The organism is Nocardia amamiensis NBRC 102102, assembly GCF_001612745.1.
Taxonomy (GTDB): domain Bacteria; phylum Actinomycetota; class Actinomycetes; order Mycobacteriales; family Mycobacteriaceae; genus Nocardia; species Nocardia amamiensis.
Genome location: NZ_BDBA01000121.1, coordinates 1 through 15,933 on the forward strand (window position 1 = coordinate 1; position 15,933 = coordinate 15,933).

The window sequence follows — 15,933 nt, forward strand, 5'->3', positions numbered from 1 at the left end:
GGGCCGCCCCTGGCGTTGACCGCGATCGCCGCGCCCAGCGCGCCGTCATCGATGACCGGCGGCCCGGCGGCGGAAGCCGGGGCGGGCGGGGCGAGACAGCTGAGGCCGAGCACCAGCGCCACCCCGGTGAGCCGTAGCGGAACGCTCATCGCCACAACCACTCCACGATCACAGGTTTCTTGCCGCCGAGTACAAGTCCATGATCCATAGCACCAGCGGCACGACGGTGACGATCAGCAGATATTCGAAGATCTCACCGGCACGTCTGCTCACCGGCGACATCTCGGTGTGCGGGGCGATGACACCGAAGCCGACCATCGCCGTCGCGACCGCCAGCAGGATGCCCGCGATCGGCACCAACCACGACGGATGGCCGACCGCGACGGCGACCCCGACCGCGACCAGCGTGGTCGCGCCACCGGCGATCAGCGTGCCCGCCTGGACCAGGTCCGCGAATGCCCGTCCGCGCAGGGACAGGATCAGCCCGAGGACCACCGCCAGTGCGATGCCCTGCCAACGCGCCGCGCCCAGCGGATCGGCGGCGAGCACCGCGCCGACCGTCGCGGCGAGCGTGCTGCCCAGCAGGATGCCGGATTGGTACTGGTTGGCGGCTTTCGCGCGCAGTTCGAGACCCGCCGCCGATGGCAGCGCGGTGGCGCCGATCGCGCCGATGTCCTCGATGGTGGGGCGGGGCTCGTGATCGGCCGGGTCGATCGCGCCGCCCGCGGTGGGCACCGGGGGGACGGGCAGGCGCGCGGCGGCGACCGCGAGCCGCGGCGCCATCGTGATCATGATCAACGCGGCGACCAGCACGCCCGCCGCGATCTTGGGCGTTCCGACTTCCCACACCATCCGCACCAGCGCGGAGAAACCCGTGAACGCGGCCGCGGTGAGCGCAGCCGCGCACAGCAGCGCGCCGACCCCCGTGACGCTGTAGGCGACCACGGCCACGACCAGCGCCGTGACCGAGGCGAGCAAGAGATGCGGAGAGCCGAGCGTGTTGGGGACGAAGAACGCGGCGGCGGCGAAGAACAACGCTATCGCGTACAGCGACAGCAGCGTCGCGGCCAGCGTCGCCTGATATTTCCGCACGCCGATCACCGCGGCGGTCACCGCGGCCAGCCCGGCGCCCGCGGGCAGGAAGCCGATCGCGATGCTCGCGCCGTCGGTCTTGGCCACGGCCAGCACACCGATCGCGGCGAGCACCCCGGCCAGCGCCGTGATCAGGCCCATCCACCGGGCCGCGACCGGTGACCAGCTGCGGAACGACTCCCCCGTCAGCCGCGAGACCGCGTCGATCACGTCGTCGAACAGGGCGGGCGACTCCTTCGCCGTCACCGATCGCAAGACCAGCAGCTCGCCGTCGAACACCTCGGCGTCGGTCAGCGTCTGGTTGGGCGGAATCGGGTCGCGCCCGATCCTGGCCAGGGTCCAATGCTCGGTGCGCAGCGGGGCGCCTTCGTCGTGCTCGGTGAGGTCGGGAGTACGGGACTCGATCAGTTCCACGATGTCGGTGATGAACGCGGCGATCGGAATCGTCGCGGGCAGCCCCAGATCCAGCTGGGTGTTGCCGCCGATCACCGAGACTCGGCACAGCTCCGGATCAGCGGCTCCCAAGCCGCTGGTCGACGACTCGGTCACGAGTTTGCAGACTCCCTATGTCAACTCTGTCTTGCTCGGCAACGCACCCAATCTATACCGCGGTCTCCCGGTATGCTGACCGAGAACTCGCAAATACCGTAAGCTTTGGGGGCTTACCCGCATGACCGGCAACCGCCAAGCACAACGCGCCTTCGACGCCGGCGTCTTGTCATTGGGCCTCAGTATCGACGGGCAGGAATCCACACGCGATCTCGACTACGCGAAGCTTGCGTTCACCAGGGCGACGGAGTGGGATCCCGGTATGTGCGACGCGTGGCTCGGCCGCGCCGCCGCGGGCGAGGTTACCCGGGAAGTTCTGTTCAATCTCTATAAGACCAGCTCGACCACGCTTTTTCGGGAGCAGCGCAGGCTGGGCCTGCGGCCGAGGGAACTCGCTGGCCGATTCGTGGTCGGCCAATACATCGACTATCCGCTGGCCAGTTATATCGAGATCTGGCTCGCCCAAGCTGGGCAGCTGATCGCCGACGCGGACTACGACGAGGCCGAACGGGTGCTCGACGAGCTGGCCGCGCATCGCAAAACCCAGCTCTCCCAGCCCGACAAGGAGATCGACGACCGCATCTGCGCCTATGTGCGTGCGGTGCTGCACTATCAGACCCAGCGCTGGCCCGACGTGATGACCGTGCTGGCCGGGTCGGCGGAGTGGGAAGACCCGTACATGGCCGCCGCCGCGCACGTCATGGTCGGCACCGCCTGCGCCCAGCTCGGGCTGTTCGGCGAGGCGATCCGCCGGATGGAACAGGCCGAGCAAGGCCCGATCCCGGCCGCGGCCACCACCGCCCGGTTCTGCCGTGGACTGTGCCTGCGGGAAACCGGCAACGAGGTCGAAGCGCAGGCGCTGTTCGAGAAGGTGTTCTCCGAGGCGCCGGATTTCGAGGCCAACACCCAAGCCATGCGGGACCGCAAGTACCGCATCACGGTGACCACGAAAGAACAGATCGACGCGCGCACCAACCGCTGGGATCCGGCCTCGGCGCCCTCGGCGGAGCAGATCGGACGCGAGGAACGCGACGACAAGGCCAAGCAGATCCTCGAGACCGCGCGCGCCGAGCTCGACGCGCAGATCGGCTTGGCCGCGGTGAAGACCCAGGTGGCCAAGCTGCAAGCCACCGCGCAACTGGCCAAGATCCGCGCCCAGAAGGGCATGGCCAGCGTGCCGCGCGGCCAGCACCTGGCCTTCACCGGGCCGCCGGGCACCGGCAAGACCACCATCGCCAGGGTGGTCGCGAAGATCTATTGCGGGCTCGGTTTGCTGAAGACCGACAATCTCGTCGAGGCCAAGCGCGCCGATTTCGTCGGACAGCACCTGGGTAGCACCGCGATCAAGACCTCCAAGCTGATCGACAGCGCCATGGACGGCGTGCTGTTCATCGACGAGGCGTACACGCTCATCCAGACCGGCTTGCAGGGCGGCGACGCGTTCGGTCGCGAAGCGGTGGACACGCTGCTGGCCAGGATGGAAGACGATCGCGACCGCCTCGTGGTGATCATCGCGGGTTATGACGGCGAGATCGATCGGCTGCTCGCCGCCAACGACGGTCTGGCCTCCCGCTTCGCCAAGCGGGTGAAGTTCGACTCCTACACTCCGCAGGAGCTCGGTGAGATCGGCCAGTTCATCGCGCGCAAGCGGGATTCGGAGGTCTCCGAGGAGGCGCTGGCGCTGCTCGTCGCCGCCTGCGCCGAGCTGTACGAGAAGGAGAGCACCGACCAGAGCGGTCAGCCACGCCGCGGCGTCGACCTCGCCGGCAACGGCCGCTTCATCAGGAACGTGATCGAGGCGGCCGAGGAGGAGCGCGAATTCCGGCTGGCCAATGACGAGAGCCTGGATCTGGCCAACCTGGACGAGGCGGTGCTCATGCGCATCGAGGCCGACGACATGTCCAATGCCCTCACGAATGTGCTTGCCACTCTGAACTCTGTCTAATTGCAGTGCCTCCGGGAGTTGGTCCAGTCTGGTTGCGTGGCGAGGTGGGTATCTGACCGTGGTTGCGGCGCTGCGTGGTCGCCTTGGGAGGGAACGCGGTGGCAGTTCGGGTTAGCGACCGGACGGCAATGTGTCGTGACTGACGAGCGCGTCCCGCGGTGTGAGGGTGGGGCCGGGCACCAATTGGCCGATGATCGGCCACGGAGCCAGCCGTGGTTTCGATTCCAGGCCGAGTACCGCCGCGGTCTCGGCGTCGGGTATGCCGTAGCGAATGCCGTTGTCGCCCACATAGAACAGCGTGCCGCGCCGAGCGCTCTCCGGATCGATCCCCGTGGCCTGGACGAATTCGCCCGTGCCCGGCGGAATGTAGGCCGCGTCCACGCGCTCGCCTGTACCGTCGGCCGTGGCCAGCTCGACCGGAGTGGCCGAGGAGGACAGCGGCAGTTTGCGGCCCGCCAGGATGGCCACCGTCGCCGCCGGATCGTCGGCACCCCTGGACCAGGACGTGCAGCCGACCGGTGCATCCTCGGCCGCCATGATTTTCGGCGTCTCGGGCGGGAAGTGGTCGAGCGGGAGTCGCTCCAGCACCGGGATGCCGGTGATCCGGTCCGGCGGCACCGTGGTGATCTCGCTCATGCCTTGGGAATTCGCGTTCCGGATGACCTGCGCGGCGAACGGCGACACCCGTTGCACACCATCGGCGAGCACCACGTAGAGGTCGTCGGCGACCACACCGCGCACCCGTACCACGCCGCCGACCGGCACGCCGGACAGCTTGCCGGGTCCCGGCTCCCCGACACGCTCGATCTGCGGCGGAGCCAAGGCGGCGACCTGGGTCGCGGCGTTCAACAGCCCGGTGCTGATCGGCCGGGGCTGATGGGCGCGCAGGTTCAGCGACTGAGACATCACGGAGTCCTTCGGATCGACCTCTGCGCGCTTGCCGTCGTACAACAGGAAGGTCTTGCCCTCGCGGACCACGAACAGCGCGGCGCCGGGGCCGAGCGGCCGGGCGACGCCGTCCACGGCGTTTTCCAGACCGCCCGCGATCACCGTGGTGCTCACGCCGGGCGAACGCGCCGCGCTCCCAGCGGGGGACAGTTGCACCGCATCGCACAGGGTCCAGATCGACCGCTTTCCCGCCGAGGAACCCGGTAGCGACGCGGGAGCGCCAGGGATGCCCAGCAGCGCACCGCGTGGCAGTGCCGCGAGCTTGGATTCTTTGACCGAAGTGGGCGACTCGTTGCTCTGGGTGATCAGCCGGGCCGAGGCCAGATTCAGCACCGGATGCAAGGTGTCGCCGACGACCGCGAAGAGCGCGCCGCTCTCTTTGGCCATCACGATCTTCGCGTCGTCGACCGAGCCCTGCGGCCGCAGGAACGCCAGGATCGCGGCGCCCGCCACCACCAGCAGGCCGAGCACCGCACCGACGACCAGGGACCGGGACTGTGAGCGCATGGGGTCGTGCAGCATCCGCACGTCCCGGCGCACGAGCGCGTGTTCGTAACGGCGTAGCAGGAATCGGTAGCCGTTGACTTGTGCGCGCGTGGTCAACTGGGCCGGCACGAATCCTCCGAACAGGACGCGGGTGGATCGGGGTGCGACATGGTCGCGCGGCTCTACAGTAGCGAAGCTCAGGAAGTTCGGTCCATGATGAGCCCATGGCGTCAACGACGGCCGACCGGGCCACACGGGCTTCGGCTCCGCCGCTGCACTCACGACAGTTCTGGTTGTTCCGGACTCTCCCACTTCGCCTGGTACTCCCGGTATTGCTGCTGGCCATCACGGTCGCGCTGGTCGCGGTGGCGTTCGACGCGCCGACCTATGCCGCGGTCGCGGGCGGCGCGCTGATCGTGCTGATCGGGCTGGTACGGCGGCGCGGAAATTGCTTGGCGGCGTTTCTCGCCGAAGAATTCACTTTCCGGTGGCACGCGTTTCGTCACCGTTCGTCCGCGGTCAACCATGCGCCGTTCGATGTTCCGCTGCCCGACGGCGGCAGCTACGGCATGCGCTGGGACGGCACCCGGCTGATCACCATGCTGCGGATCGATGCGCAGCCGCGCGGCGTCACTTTGCTCAGCCCGAGCGGCCTGAACACCGGTGAGATGGTTCCGCTCCCCGAAATCGCCCGTTGCCTGCACCAATTCGACATCGGACTGGCCTCGATCGACGTGATCAGCACCGGCTCGCGCACCTCCGACGCGGGCCAGGTGGCCCGGCTCTACGAGCAGATCCTCGGGCCGCTGCCCGCGGTCGCGCACCGCACGGTGTGGGTGGTGCTGCGCTTGGATCCGCTGGCCAATGCGCCCGCGGTGGACCGGCGCGGTGGCGGCTCCACCGGAACGCTGCGGTCGGCGATCATCGCCACCCGCCGGGTGGCCAACCGCCTGGCCGCGCGCGACCTCACCGTGTCGGTGTTGTCGGCCGCCGAAATCACCTCGGCCGTCCACGAACTGACCCGCGGCGCCGCACTCGATCGGCTCACCGAAACCCAGCACAGCATCGAACACGACGGCATCCACTCGGCCCTCTACCGGATGGCCCCGGAGGCTCTCGATCCGCGCGGCCTCGCCGAGGTCTGGGCGACACCGAGCCTGGCGACCACCGTGACTTTGCGTCTGCGGCAGGCGGCCGGGGCGACCACGGGGCCGCACGACGCCGGGCCCGCCACCATCGCGGTGACCGCGACCGTTCGATTCGATTCCCGTGACCGGCCGCTCGAAGTGAACATTCCCGGCCTGCTGCCCATGTCCGGCAAGCACCGTCGCGCGCTGCTGCAATATCTGCCGGTCGACACCCAGGGCCCGCAGCTGCCGATCGACAGCTACTTGGGCACGCCGGAATCCCTGGCCGACCTGTCCACCCCGATCACCGGCTGCGGCCAGGTGATCGGCGCCGATACCTCCGGCCAGGGTGTGGCACTGCCGCTGGTCGGGCAGTACGTGCGCCGGGTGGAGATCATCGGCGCAGTACTCATCGCCAAACAGGTGATTCTGCGGGCAATCGCGTTGGGCGCCACCGTGGTGGTGCACACCAACCGGCACGACACATGGCGCTCGATGGTGGCATATGTCGACGCGCCGCACTCGCTGTCGCTGGCGTCGTGGTCAGCGGGGTCGCAGCAGGCGAGCTCGCATCGGTCGGCCACGGCGTTCGTCTACGACGGCATTCCGCCATCCACACACCATTCCGACGCGACGGTCATCGTGCTGCGTTCGGACGCGTCCGGCGCCGAACCCTTCGACGCCGACGTCACGTTGATCGAGGACGCCGAAACGGCGAACCTGGTGACAGTACGAACCGCCACCGGATCCACGACCGTCTACATGGTTGCCACCCCGGCAGAGATGAACTACCTCGGCACCCCGATCGCGCTGTCCTACTGACGGATCAGTCCCCACGTGCGCGGGAAGCGCGGGCCGACACCCGGTGCGGAACCGATGGCGGCGGTCATACCCGCTGGTGCGGAGAGCCGTCGAACGGCCCGTTCGCCCTTATCGAGAACGGGCCGTTCGCGGTCAGCGGTGGAGCTCAGCCTGAGAAGCTGTTGTACACCTTCATGTCGGCGTGCTGCGCGTTGCCGAGCGCGCGGTCGACCGCGTCGCGCAACCGCTCCAGAATGTCGGCGGTGTCGCTGAACTCGGTGGTCCACGCGGTGTGGGCGGTGCGGAAACCCTCGGCGGACTGGTTGTCCTCCCACGCCACGTTGATCAGCTTCGCCGCCGCCTCCTCCAGATTGGAGATCTGGGTCTGCAGGCTGCGGTAGTGTCCGTCCAGCTGATCCATCAGCGGCACCAGGTACTTGGGGTCGTAGAGCATGTCGGATCCTTTCGTAGAGATGGGCCGGCGCCGCGCTCAGACCAGGTTGGTGAACGAGTCGACGTTCTCGGCGTCGACGTTGTTCTTCGTCTGGCTGCCCTCGAAGATCTTCGAGGTCATGTCGTCCAGCTTGCTGTTGAGGCGGGCGCCTTCGTCCTGCCATGCCTGAGCGGCCCGGCCGCACGCATCGTTGGCATCGCCCTGCCAGCCTGGCTTGGCGGCCTCGATGTCGCTGCCGATATTGCCGATCGTCGTCTTGATCTGGCCGACGGCCGTCATGAAATCGTTCACGACCTGGGCGGCCGCGGCATCGTCGAGACTTACCTTGGACATTTTCTGACCTTCCTTCGTCTGTCGTTACTCATGTTGGCGATTCACGTTTCCCGGGTATTCGCACGCAGCTCTCGACGACGCGCGAGCTAGGGCATCCACCTTCCTCCGGGCAGGGATTCGATCAGTGCCGAAATCGCCTGCGCGATCCGGTGATCGGAACCCGGGGTGAAGGTGGACCAGACCCGAAGGTCCGCCGCGGCGCCGGGACTGGCCGCGATACGACCACGCGCGGTGTCGTACACGGCTACCGCCCCGGACGATCGGAGGGTCGCCCCGTCCTCATGGGCGTAGGCGACGATTTCGGCGTGCGCGTAGCAGCTGGACATGGCGAGACCGAATTCGATCGCGTCGCGCTGGTCGAGCACACCGAGCGCGTACACAACCTGGGTGAAATCACTCGATGCGGTGGCGCCGTCGAGACGTTCGCGCAATTCCTCCGACGGTGCGCTGAAGCCGGCGATCTCGGCGGGCGGGCAAGCGCCCAGCGCGGCGAGCACCGGGCGCGCGAGCGCCGCACCGTCGTCGTCGGCCCAGGCCGTGCGCACCTCGAAGGCGTCACCGGTACGGATGGCGAGCGCGTGCGCACTCCCCCGGCGGGCCAAACACACGCGCACGGGTCCGGTTTCGGTGTAGATGCGGGCGACCAGTTCACGATCGGGCTGGGCCAAAGTGTGCAGCGCCGCGGCGAGTTCGGCGTCGAGTTCGTCGTAGCCGTCGACGAGCCCGGACGCGCGCAAGCCCGTAAGGGCCTCCCGCTGCGCTTCCTGCCAGGCCTCGGCCGAATCCTGCCGCGGCCCAACGCCGAGCACCGACGGCAGCGTCTGCACACCGATCAGGCCGGACGCCGCGAGCAGTCCGTCGTTGGTCATCGTCGGCATACCGACCTCCTCCCCCACTGTGCGGACGCAACGCCACCTCGCCAGCGCTCGGCCCCGCCGAGCCCACTGGTGCTGCGCTCGACGGCTCCCCTGCCGCGCTTGATCACGACGCCACCACATCGGCGCACGCGCGCGCCGCACCCGCTCATGCTGCGCCCGACGGCCCCCTCACCAGACTGCGTCACAATGCCAACGCACCGGCACACGACCACGCCGCAGCCGCTCATGCTGCGCTCCACGGCTGCCCTGCCGCGCTTGATCACGACGCCACCGCGGCGGCGCAGGCGCGCGCCGCACCCGCTCATGCTGCGCCCGACGGCCCCCTCACCAGATTGCGTCACAATGCCACCGCACCGGCACACGACCACGCCGCACCCGCTCATGCTGCGCTTCACGGCCCCCTCACCGCGCTCGGTCACAATGCCACCGCGTCGGCACACGACCACGCCGCACCCGATGGTGCTGTGCTCGATGGATTCCTCGTTACGCCCGGTCACGGTCCCGCCTCGGTTCGTGCCGACTCCGGCCGCGCGGCTTGCTCAGGGGCTGCGCCGAGCACTGGCGGCGCTGCTTCGACGCCCGCCTCGATCTGCAGGCCATCGCCGGGACGCGGTGCCGTAGGCGCTCCGGCGCGGACGGCGCGTTCGGTGTCGCCCGCGGCCATGCCGGGAGCCATCGCGCCGGGCACCATCCGGCTCGACGCGTTGTCGGCGACAACCGGGGCCGGCTCCACCGGAACGACTTCCGGCGTGGCCACCGATTGCGACACCGTCTGCGCGTGGTAGGCGGTCTTCGCGCGCGGCATCGACAGCGCGCCGAGGTTCGGCATGCCACTGATGCGTGGGACGCTCGCGGCGGCCGCTGCCGCCGCCGTGGTCTGGTTCGCTCCTGCCTCGGCTTCCAGCGCCGCGCCACTCGCGATCACCGGTGGGTGCTGCTGTTGCCACGGCATGGCCAGCTGCGTGGTGGCCGCCTCATAGCTCTGCATCACCCGCGCGGCGTTCGCCTTCGCCAGGTCCTGATCGGAATCGATCTGTGCCGCGGCCGCGACCAGGGGCGCGCCCAGGGCGGCACCGGCCTGCTCGATCCCGCGCTTCGCCGCTTCGAGCGCGGCGATTTCGGCGACGTGCGGCATGGCAAGGCGCGCAACCTCGTGGGCGACCGCCTGTGCGCCCGCCTTCGCGGCGTTCTGGCCGGCCGCCGCGGCCGCGTCGACCAGCCAGTCACGCAACTTCGTGATGCGCTCGAGCACGGCCTCGCTCTCGCCGGATCGCCACGACTCGCGGATCTTCGCCACGATCTGGTCGTATTCCACGACGGCGGCGCCGAAACTCGCGGCGAGCTTCGCCCATGCCGTGCTCGCGTCGGCCATCGGCGCGGCGCCGGGTCCCGTGGTCAGATCCCGCGCCAGTTGTTCGGTTGGCCTGGCCTGCCAGACCACACCGGTGAATCCGATTACCGGTGGTTCGACCATGCGCGCTCCGTGTCAGTTCGCTCCGAAGCCGGCGGCATTGTCGTCGTCCATCCGCACCAGCAGATCGGTGTGGGAACGCAACGCGGCAGCCAGTTTTCGGATTTCCAGCACCCCGGCGGACGCGGCCTCGTCATAGGAGGACGCGACTCCGCGCAATGTCTCCGCCGCGCGACCGGACACCTCGTCCGTGCCCGCGGGCTCGACCGCCAGCGTGGGCATGCTCTGCCGCAGATCGGCTTCCAGACGCGCGGCGAGAGCGTCCAGGTCCGCAGCGGACTTACGGGCCTCGATGGGATCGAATTCCATGACGTCCTCCTGTCAGAGGGTGAGCGACTTGTCCGGTGGCTCGGAGTCCAGTGGTTCGGAGACCTGTTCGGCCGCACCGACCACCGGCAGCGAGGCACCCTCGATTTCCCCGACGACTTCGTTGCCGTGCTGCTCGGTGACCAGCAATCCACGCACGCCGTCGGTGCTTTGCTCGCCGGCGCGCGCCATGCCTGCGGCACCGGCCGCGCCTGCCATCGGCACCATCCCCGGACCGGAAGTCATGCCACGCGCTGCGGAGGCGGACGTGGTGGAAGCGGCTTCGGCGACAGGCATACTTGCGCCCGCGGCGCCGAGTGCTCCGGCACCGCGGGCGCCCGCCCACGGGGTCAATTGCCGCGCAGGAGTGCCCGCCGGCCCGCCGACGCCCGCCCCGAGGGGGCCCGCACCGGCACCTTCCGCGCCCTCTGCGTGCTCGCCCTCCTGCAACCGCTCCCGGTCTTTTTCGGGGTCCGAGATCGACTTCGGCACGTTCAACGCGGTGTGCGCGGCTTGCAGCGCCTGCGCGCCGGTGGTCGCCATCTGGGTCAACGGGCCGACCAGCTGCATGAGCTGCGACACCGTCTGCATCGGGTCGACGTTCTTCGGCGCGTTCGTGACCGGCACCTTCTGTCCGGTCTTCGTCATCTGCGCGCTGTGCACCGTCAGTTCACCGCGGGTCTTGGCGACCACGGCGGTTGCCTCGGCGAGGGTTTCGGTGGTCAGCGCGACCACGAACACCTGGCCGCCGGGCGTGCCGAGGAACGGCGCCGATGCGGCGAGCGAGGTCATGAATTTCGCGATGATCGCCGCCATCAGGCTCGCGCCCTGGAACACCGAACCCGAGGCTGACGTGACACCGGCGGAGGTCGCCGCGCTCTGGCTCGCGACCGCGGTGCCGTCGGACGCCGCCTGTCCGGCCTTCTGAGCCGCCGAGGACGCGCCCATGCTTTGCCACAACTGCATCACAACCTGCAGCGCCGAGGTGCCGAGTGTCATCGCGGTCTGCACCACGGTGGAGACCTGGGACAACACCTGCGCTGGGTCCAGTTGCGGCGCGGCGGGCAGTTGCCCGGTCCCGAAACTGCTGGCCAAATCCGTGAGCGGCTTGGCCAACAAGGACAGGTCGATCACCGGGAGCGGCGGAAACTCCGGCAGCGGCGGCAAACCCGAGATATCCGGCAGCGGCGGCAAACCCATGTCCTTCAGGACATCGTTGACCGGCCGGTCGAGCATCGGCCCCACCGCACTCTGACGGAGCAGATCCAGGACGGACTGGTCGAGCGGCGCACTCATATCGAGGTGCTGATCGACCCGAAGTCGCTGGCCGAAGCGTCGTCGGTGAGGTCGTAGGTCGCGGCGCTCTCGTGTGCGGCGACAGCGGTCATGCCGTGCACATGCGCCAGCTCGGCGACCGAGGTGAAGTTGTTGGCCTGCGCAACGGCGAAGGCGGCCAGGAAATCCTGCCCGATCAGGCCGAAAACCGGGATGGCCGCGGCAATGGTGGCCGCCTGGTTCGCCGCCCCCGCGACCGCTATATCGACGGCCATGGCCGCCGAAGCGTCTCCGTACCCGCGGATGGCGTCAGAAGCTACAACGATCTCGTTCATCGGGAACCTCCGCTGCCGGAACACGATTGGTCCGTTCTTTTCAAATGTACCGGATCATCCCACCAGTTGATCCGGGAATATTCCGTAAACACCCGTAGACACTTCCATGACATTTCAGGCACCGAATTCCTACGCATACTCGGCGGCTTCTTCGTTGAAGCTGGTCACCAGCGCGCCACGTTCGGCGAAAGCGCGGCGGGCCGCGGAAGCGGCCGTGCTCACCAAGATTCGCTCGAACTCGGCGGGCGAAAGCTTCGTGATCGCGCCGGACAGCTCGAGATCCACGAGCGCGCCGTTGCCGTCGACCACGGCGGTGACGGCGCCGTCGGGCGAGGTCTCGCGCACCCGGACCGCGGCCATCTGGTCGGCAAGATCACGCATTCGGTTGAGCTGACGGTGAACTCTCGCCTCGAGCGCGTCCATTGCCTCGTTCACAGCAACCGCCTCACTCATACCGACCGGAGCCAGGTCTGCGGCTCGACCTCGTACTCCGCTTCGTCCACCAGCTCTTGCCGCGCGACATCTTCCGGCTTGGGCAAGCCGGTCAATGCCAAAACGTCGCTGGTGAGCCCGGCCGCCTCCAATTCCGCCCTGCGAGCAAGCCCAGCGCGATTCGCCGATTGTTTGCATAATCGGAGAATCGCCGCCGCCAATTCCCCCGGTTCGCGCCGTAACTCGCCAGGTTCGACCGTGATACGGACCGGCAGTCCCTGTTCGGTGGTCTCAACCGAGATCGAGCCACTCTTGGACGCTGCTTTCCACATGGCATCCCTCATCCGCTCGTCGTACCTGAAAGTGTACGACCCGCTACCGACAAGTAGCACCCAAATTTCCGGGGCCCGGTTTGCACCCATTCATCGTCGATGACTCGAGCGATCTTGAACGCGCAGTGAAGACGAGTGGAACAGGAAGATCATCTTTCTGCAATTATCCCTCGGTGGACGACGAACGCCAGATCGGCGAATCCCCAGGACACGTTCACAACAGGTTTCAACACCAATTACGTGATCACCGATCTATTTTCCGATGGGCTGGGCCGATCCAGAGGGACATCCGAAGCGGGCACCCGGCCGACGCGACCTACCGGCGTTCGTCTTTGATCGCCCGGACCACGGCGGCGACCTCGGTGTTGATCATCGCTTTCAATCGAGCGGCGTCCGTCCCGACCGCGACGGACGGCAGGCTGGGTGTGCTCGCGTAGCGGCCGTCGTCCACCACATCGCGCCAGCGGATCTCGCCGCGCGTGACGCCACGCGGCCCGAACACCGAACTGCCCTGGATCACCGCGATGGTCCCGATCGTGGTGGCCTCGGCCGCGAGGAACTTCCGCGAGCGGTAGGCGACGGTGTCGTCGAACGAATCCTCCACCGCGGACGCGCCGTACGTGTAATCCATGTCGGAGCCGCTGTCCGTGGCGAGCACCACTTCCGGCAGTTTGCCCGCCGCGGCTTCCGGCATCTGCGCGACCACCGCGTCGGCGAGTCCGAGCGCGGCGCACTCGGTCACTTCGAACCCGCCACTGTGCCAGATGGTTTCGCCCGGCAGCTGCTTGACGACGTACCCGGCGTCACCCCGTCGCGCCGCGAGCAGACGGACGCACTTCTTCGGGTCGTCGCCGTCCGTGCCGTCCCAGCCGTCCACCAGGATCCGGATGTCCGGCGCGGCGAGCGTCTCCAGCACGTCACCGAAGGAGTGGTCCACCTTGTTCCGCAAGGCTTCCCGGACAGTGCTCTTCTCCAGCTCGAAATCGTCGAGCAGCAGGGTGCGGCTGGTGAAGACCAGTGGTGGTGGCAGCGCGTCCTTGGCGTGGCCCTCCCAGAGCACGAAGAACTCGATGTCGCTGAACTTCCAGGTTCGCTTCATTTCTCCACGACCGGCTTGACGACACGCGGCGCGTCGCCGAGCGCTTCTTCCAGGTGCTCGGTGGAATCGAGGAACGCAGGCCGCTTGTGCGCCTGCCCATCTCCCGCGCTCCGGCCCGCGGCACCCGCCGCTCCCGGGGAACCGGGCATGCCCGCCATCGGCGCCATGCCGGCACCGCGGCTCATCGCGGTGCCGGTCGCCGTCGTGGTGGCCGTGCTCGCGCGCGGGAACAGTTTGGCGGCCTGCGTGAGGTCCTTGCCGACCGGCGCGCCGGGACCCGCCGTACCGGGACCGGGGCCACCGGCGCCTTTCGGCAAGCCGGTCTTGGGGTCGATCTCGGTGCCTGGTATCGACGGAACCCCGGGCAAGCCCGCACGCTGCCGATCCTGCAACGCTTGTTGCGCGGCCTGCTGGGCGGCCTGCATCGCCTGCTGGAGTCCCTGCTGTCCGGCGGCCATCGCCTGCTGCACCGCCTGCTGGCCCTGCTGGGCGGCCTGCTGAGCAGCCTGCTGTGCCTGCTGCTGGCGTGCCGCGGCTTGCTGCTCCCGCTGGAACTGCGCCGCCTCCTGCTGTTGCTGGCGCGCCGCGGCTTGCTGCTCCCGCTGGAACTGCGCGGCCGCCTGCTGTTGCTGGCGTGCGGCGGCTTCGGCACGACGTTGCGCGTCGGCTTGCGCTTTCGACTGTCCGGGACCGGGACCGGGGCCGGTGATCCCAGGGCCGGGAGAGGTACCCGGACCGGGAGAGGCACCGGGACCGGGAGAGGCACCAGGACCGGGACCGGGCCCCTGGGGAGCGGTCACGGGAGTCAGGGCGGCGGGCAGGACCGGAATCGCGTTGCTGGAGGCGGTGATACCCGGCGTGTAGAAGGTACTGAACGCGGTCCTGGCCTTCGGCAGCAGTTCGTCCCTGGCATAGGGTTTGCCGACGTTCGCCCAGGGAGTGTGCGGCATGTTGATCTTGGTTCCCCAGAGCCACCCCGAGGTGTACATGAGGTTGTCGCTGACCAGCCGCATGTCCCCGGTCAGCTCGGTGACATTGCCCTGGTACGCGGTGGCCGCAGTGACCGCGCCCGCCGCGCCGTCGCCGGTCCACGAACCGTTCGACTGCAGCTGGGTCAGCTGATTCTTCAGGTTGGTGAAGACTGTTTCGAGCCGGTCGGCCATCCACTTCCAGGTGCCTGCCGCGTCGGTCACTTCCGAAATGTGGTCGCCGATGGATTGGCCGAGGCTGTAGTAGGTGTTGTACTCCAGCGAGTAGGCGTTCTCGACGCGCACCGAGTTCTCGTCCCAGTGCTCGCCGCTCTGCGCACTGTCCCGCGGTCGGTCCGGAGCCCGTTCCGGTGTCACCGCCGCGGTGTCGCGGTCCCGCGACGAACTGACATTTCGCAGCCGCTCGTTCATGGCGGGCAGCTCGTTCCCGGTAGCCCAATCCGGCCGCTGGGTCTCACCGGCGTCCGGCACATGCGGAAAGTCCTGCCACTCGCCCCAGCGGCTGTTCTTGATCCGAGTGAACGCCGCCTCCGAGTCGGTCTCGCCGTCCCGGTACAGCCGCCCCGCGATGACGAACGTCTCCCCCATCTCGCCGAGGATGTTCTTGTGGTCCTTCAGCCGATCGTCCAGATCGCGACCGGCTTTGAAGAACTTCGACCCGAGCGCGGCGCCGGAACCGAGATTTCCGAAGCCCTGATAGTTCAGCACCCGCTCGACGGCGGTGTGCACGATTCCCACCATGGTGAGCGCGTCGGCGACGTTGATCGCGGCGGTCTCCGCGACACCGTGGTCCACCGTGATCTTGCCGTCACGGGCCAACCCTTGCAATCCCGTCCATGGGTTCACTCCGTCGCCCACAGGTCCTGCTCCTGCCTATCCGTCGCACGTCCTGTATCCCCAAGCTACCTTCTTCGGGGCCATACCCGGCGCGCCGTGTGGCCGATGATGCCGGGCCGGATCCGCCCCGGGCGCGGCCACCATCGATCCGATCATCCCACCCGTGCTCGCGCCGTAACGTCTCCTTCCGGAACGAAGTTTCGAAGATTCATCGGAACAACGGATGTCCAGCAAGTGACATCAC

Annotated in this window: 15 protein-coding genes; 2 read left to right on the top strand and 13 right to left on the bottom strand. The window is 68.3% G+C overall.

Annotation, left to right across the window (positions count from 1 at the left end; all coding sequences use genetic code 11):
• Nucleotides 1-168: 168 nt before the first annotated feature.
• Nucleotides 169-1,641, bottom strand: coding sequence for a type VII secretion integral membrane protein EccD (gene eccD, locus NA4_RS22385; protein ID WP_067473326.1), 1,473 nt, complete (start codon nt 1,639-1,641; stop codon nt 169-171).
• Between the two features lie 121 nt (nt 1,642-1,762).
• Between eccD and eccA the strand changes: the two genes are divergently transcribed.
• On the top strand, nt 1,763-3,586 hold the full coding sequence (eccA, locus tag NA4_RS22390) for a type VII secretion AAA-ATPase EccA (RefSeq protein WP_067473329.1): 1,824 nt from the start codon (nt 1,763-1,765) through the stop codon (nt 3,584-3,586).
• 111 nt (nt 3,587-3,697) lie between these two features.
• On the opposite strand, the gene eccB is transcribed toward eccA, so the two are convergent.
• A complete protein-coding gene (gene eccB / locus NA4_RS22395) occupies nt 3,698-5,149 on the bottom strand; it encodes a type VII secretion protein EccB (RefSeq protein WP_067473332.1) in 1,452 nt (483 codons plus the stop codon).
• A 95-nt stretch (nt 5,150-5,244) separates the two neighbouring features.
• Between eccB and eccE the strand changes: the two genes are divergently transcribed.
• A complete protein-coding gene (gene eccE / locus NA4_RS22400; protein WP_067473334.1) occupies nt 5,245-6,969 on the top strand; it encodes a type VII secretion protein EccE in 1,725 nt (574 codons plus the stop codon).
• A 145-nt stretch (nt 6,970-7,114) separates the two neighbouring features.
• Here the strand turns inward: eccE and NA4_RS22405 are convergent, their stop codons facing one another.
• The 11 genes from NA4_RS22405 to NA4_RS22460 form a co-directional block, all read right to left on the bottom strand.
• The gene (locus tag NA4_RS22405) at nt 7,115-7,402 is read right to left on the bottom strand and encodes a WXG100 family type VII secretion target (protein ID WP_067473337.1); all 288 of its coding nucleotides are present in this window, start codon (nt 7,400-7,402) and stop codon (nt 7,115-7,117) included.
• A gap of 36 nt (nt 7,403-7,438) precedes the next feature.
• A complete protein-coding gene (locus NA4_RS22410) occupies nt 7,439-7,735 on the bottom strand; it encodes a WXG100 family type VII secretion target (RefSeq protein WP_067473339.1) in 297 nt (98 codons plus the stop codon).
• A gap of 86 nt (nt 7,736-7,821) precedes the next feature.
• The gene (locus tag NA4_RS22415; RefSeq protein ID WP_067473341.1) at nt 7,822-8,613 is read right to left on the bottom strand and encodes an ESX secretion-associated protein EspG; all 792 of its coding nucleotides are present in this window, start codon (nt 8,611-8,613) and stop codon (nt 7,822-7,824) included.
• 493 nt (nt 8,614-9,106) lie between these two features.
• The gene (locus tag NA4_RS22425; RefSeq protein WP_067473345.1) at nt 9,107-10,087 is read right to left on the bottom strand and encodes a PPE domain-containing protein; all 981 of its coding nucleotides are present in this window, start codon (nt 10,085-10,087) and stop codon (nt 9,107-9,109) included.
• Nucleotides 10,088-10,099: 12 nt separating this feature from the next.
• On the bottom strand, nt 10,100-10,393 hold the full coding sequence (locus tag NA4_RS22430; RefSeq protein ID WP_067473348.1) for a PE family protein: 294 nt from the start codon (nt 10,391-10,393) through the stop codon (nt 10,100-10,102).
• Between the two features lie 12 nt (nt 10,394-10,405).
• Nucleotides 10,406-11,686: a hypothetical protein gene (locus NA4_RS22435; RefSeq protein ID WP_067473350.1), complete on the bottom strand. Its 1,281-nt coding sequence runs from the start codon at nt 11,684-11,686 to the stop codon at nt 10,406-10,408.
• Entirely contained in the window at nt 11,683-12,000 is a 318-nt protein-coding gene (locus tag NA4_RS22440; protein ID WP_067473354.1) for a type VII secretion target, read from the bottom strand. Before NA4_RS22440 ends, NA4_RS22435 begins: the two co-directional genes overlap by 4 nt.
• A 129-nt stretch (nt 12,001-12,129) precedes the next feature.
• Entirely contained in the window at nt 12,130-12,435 is a 306-nt protein-coding gene (locus NA4_RS22445) for a YbaB/EbfC family nucleoid-associated protein (RefSeq protein WP_067473357.1), read from the bottom strand.
• Between the two features lie 14 nt (nt 12,436-12,449).
• A complete protein-coding gene (locus tag NA4_RS22450; RefSeq protein WP_245671536.1) occupies nt 12,450-12,776 on the bottom strand; it encodes a hypothetical protein in 327 nt (108 codons plus the stop codon).
• Nucleotides 12,777-13,080: 304 nt separating this feature from the next.
• Nucleotides 13,081-13,863, bottom strand: a complete 783-nt coding sequence (locus NA4_RS22455; protein ID WP_067473359.1) for an ESX secretion-associated protein EspG — start codon at nt 13,861-13,863, stop codon at nt 13,081-13,083.
• Nucleotides 13,860-15,710, bottom strand: a complete 1,851-nt coding sequence (locus tag NA4_RS22460) for a hypothetical protein (RefSeq protein WP_067473362.1) — start codon at nt 15,708-15,710, stop codon at nt 13,860-13,862. The genes NA4_RS22455 and NA4_RS22460 overlap by 4 nt, the downstream gene beginning before the upstream one ends.
• Between the last annotated feature and the right edge of the window lie 223 nt (nt 15,711-15,933).

What these genes read in the sequence shown, in the direction of transcription:
- NA4_RS22425 (WP_067473345.1), bottom strand. Translation starts at nt 10,087, where the DNA reads ATGGTCGAACCACCGGTAATCGGATTCACCGGTGTGGTCTGGCAGGCC.
- NA4_RS22455 (WP_067473359.1), bottom strand. Translation starts at nt 13,863, where the DNA reads ATGAAGCGAACCTGGAAGTTCAGCGACATCGAGTTCTTCGTGCTCTGG.
- NA4_RS22435 (WP_067473350.1), bottom strand. Translation starts at nt 11,686, where the DNA reads ATGAGTGCGCCGCTCGACCAGTCCGTCCTGGATCTGCTCCGTCAGAGT.
- NA4_RS22415 (WP_067473341.1), bottom strand. Translation starts at nt 8,613, where the DNA reads ATGCCGACGATGACCAACGACGGACTGCTCGCGGCGTCCGGCCTGATC.
- NA4_RS22430 (WP_067473348.1), bottom strand. Translation starts at nt 10,393, where the DNA reads ATGGAATTCGATCCCATCGAGGCCCGTAAGTCCGCTGCGGACCTGGAC.
- NA4_RS22450 (WP_245671536.1), bottom strand. Translation starts at nt 12,776, where the DNA reads ATGAGGGATGCCATGTGGAAAGCAGCGTCCAAGAGTGGCTCGATCTCG.
- eccE (WP_067473334.1), top strand. Translation starts at nt 5,245, where the DNA reads ATGGCGTCAACGACGGCCGACCGGGCCACACGGGCTTCGGCTCCGCCG.
- eccA (WP_067473329.1), top strand. Translation starts at nt 1,763, where the DNA reads ATGACCGGCAACCGCCAAGCACAACGCGCCTTCGACGCCGGCGTCTTG.
- NA4_RS22405 (WP_067473337.1), bottom strand. Translation starts at nt 7,402, where the DNA reads ATGCTCTACGACCCCAAGTACCTGGTGCCGCTGATGGATCAGCTGGAC.
- NA4_RS22410 (WP_067473339.1), bottom strand. Translation starts at nt 7,735, where the DNA reads ATGTCCAAGGTAAGTCTCGACGATGCCGCGGCCGCCCAGGTCGTGAAC.
- NA4_RS22440 (WP_067473354.1), bottom strand. Translation starts at nt 12,000, where the DNA reads ATGAACGAGATCGTTGTAGCTTCTGACGCCATCCGCGGGTACGGAGAC.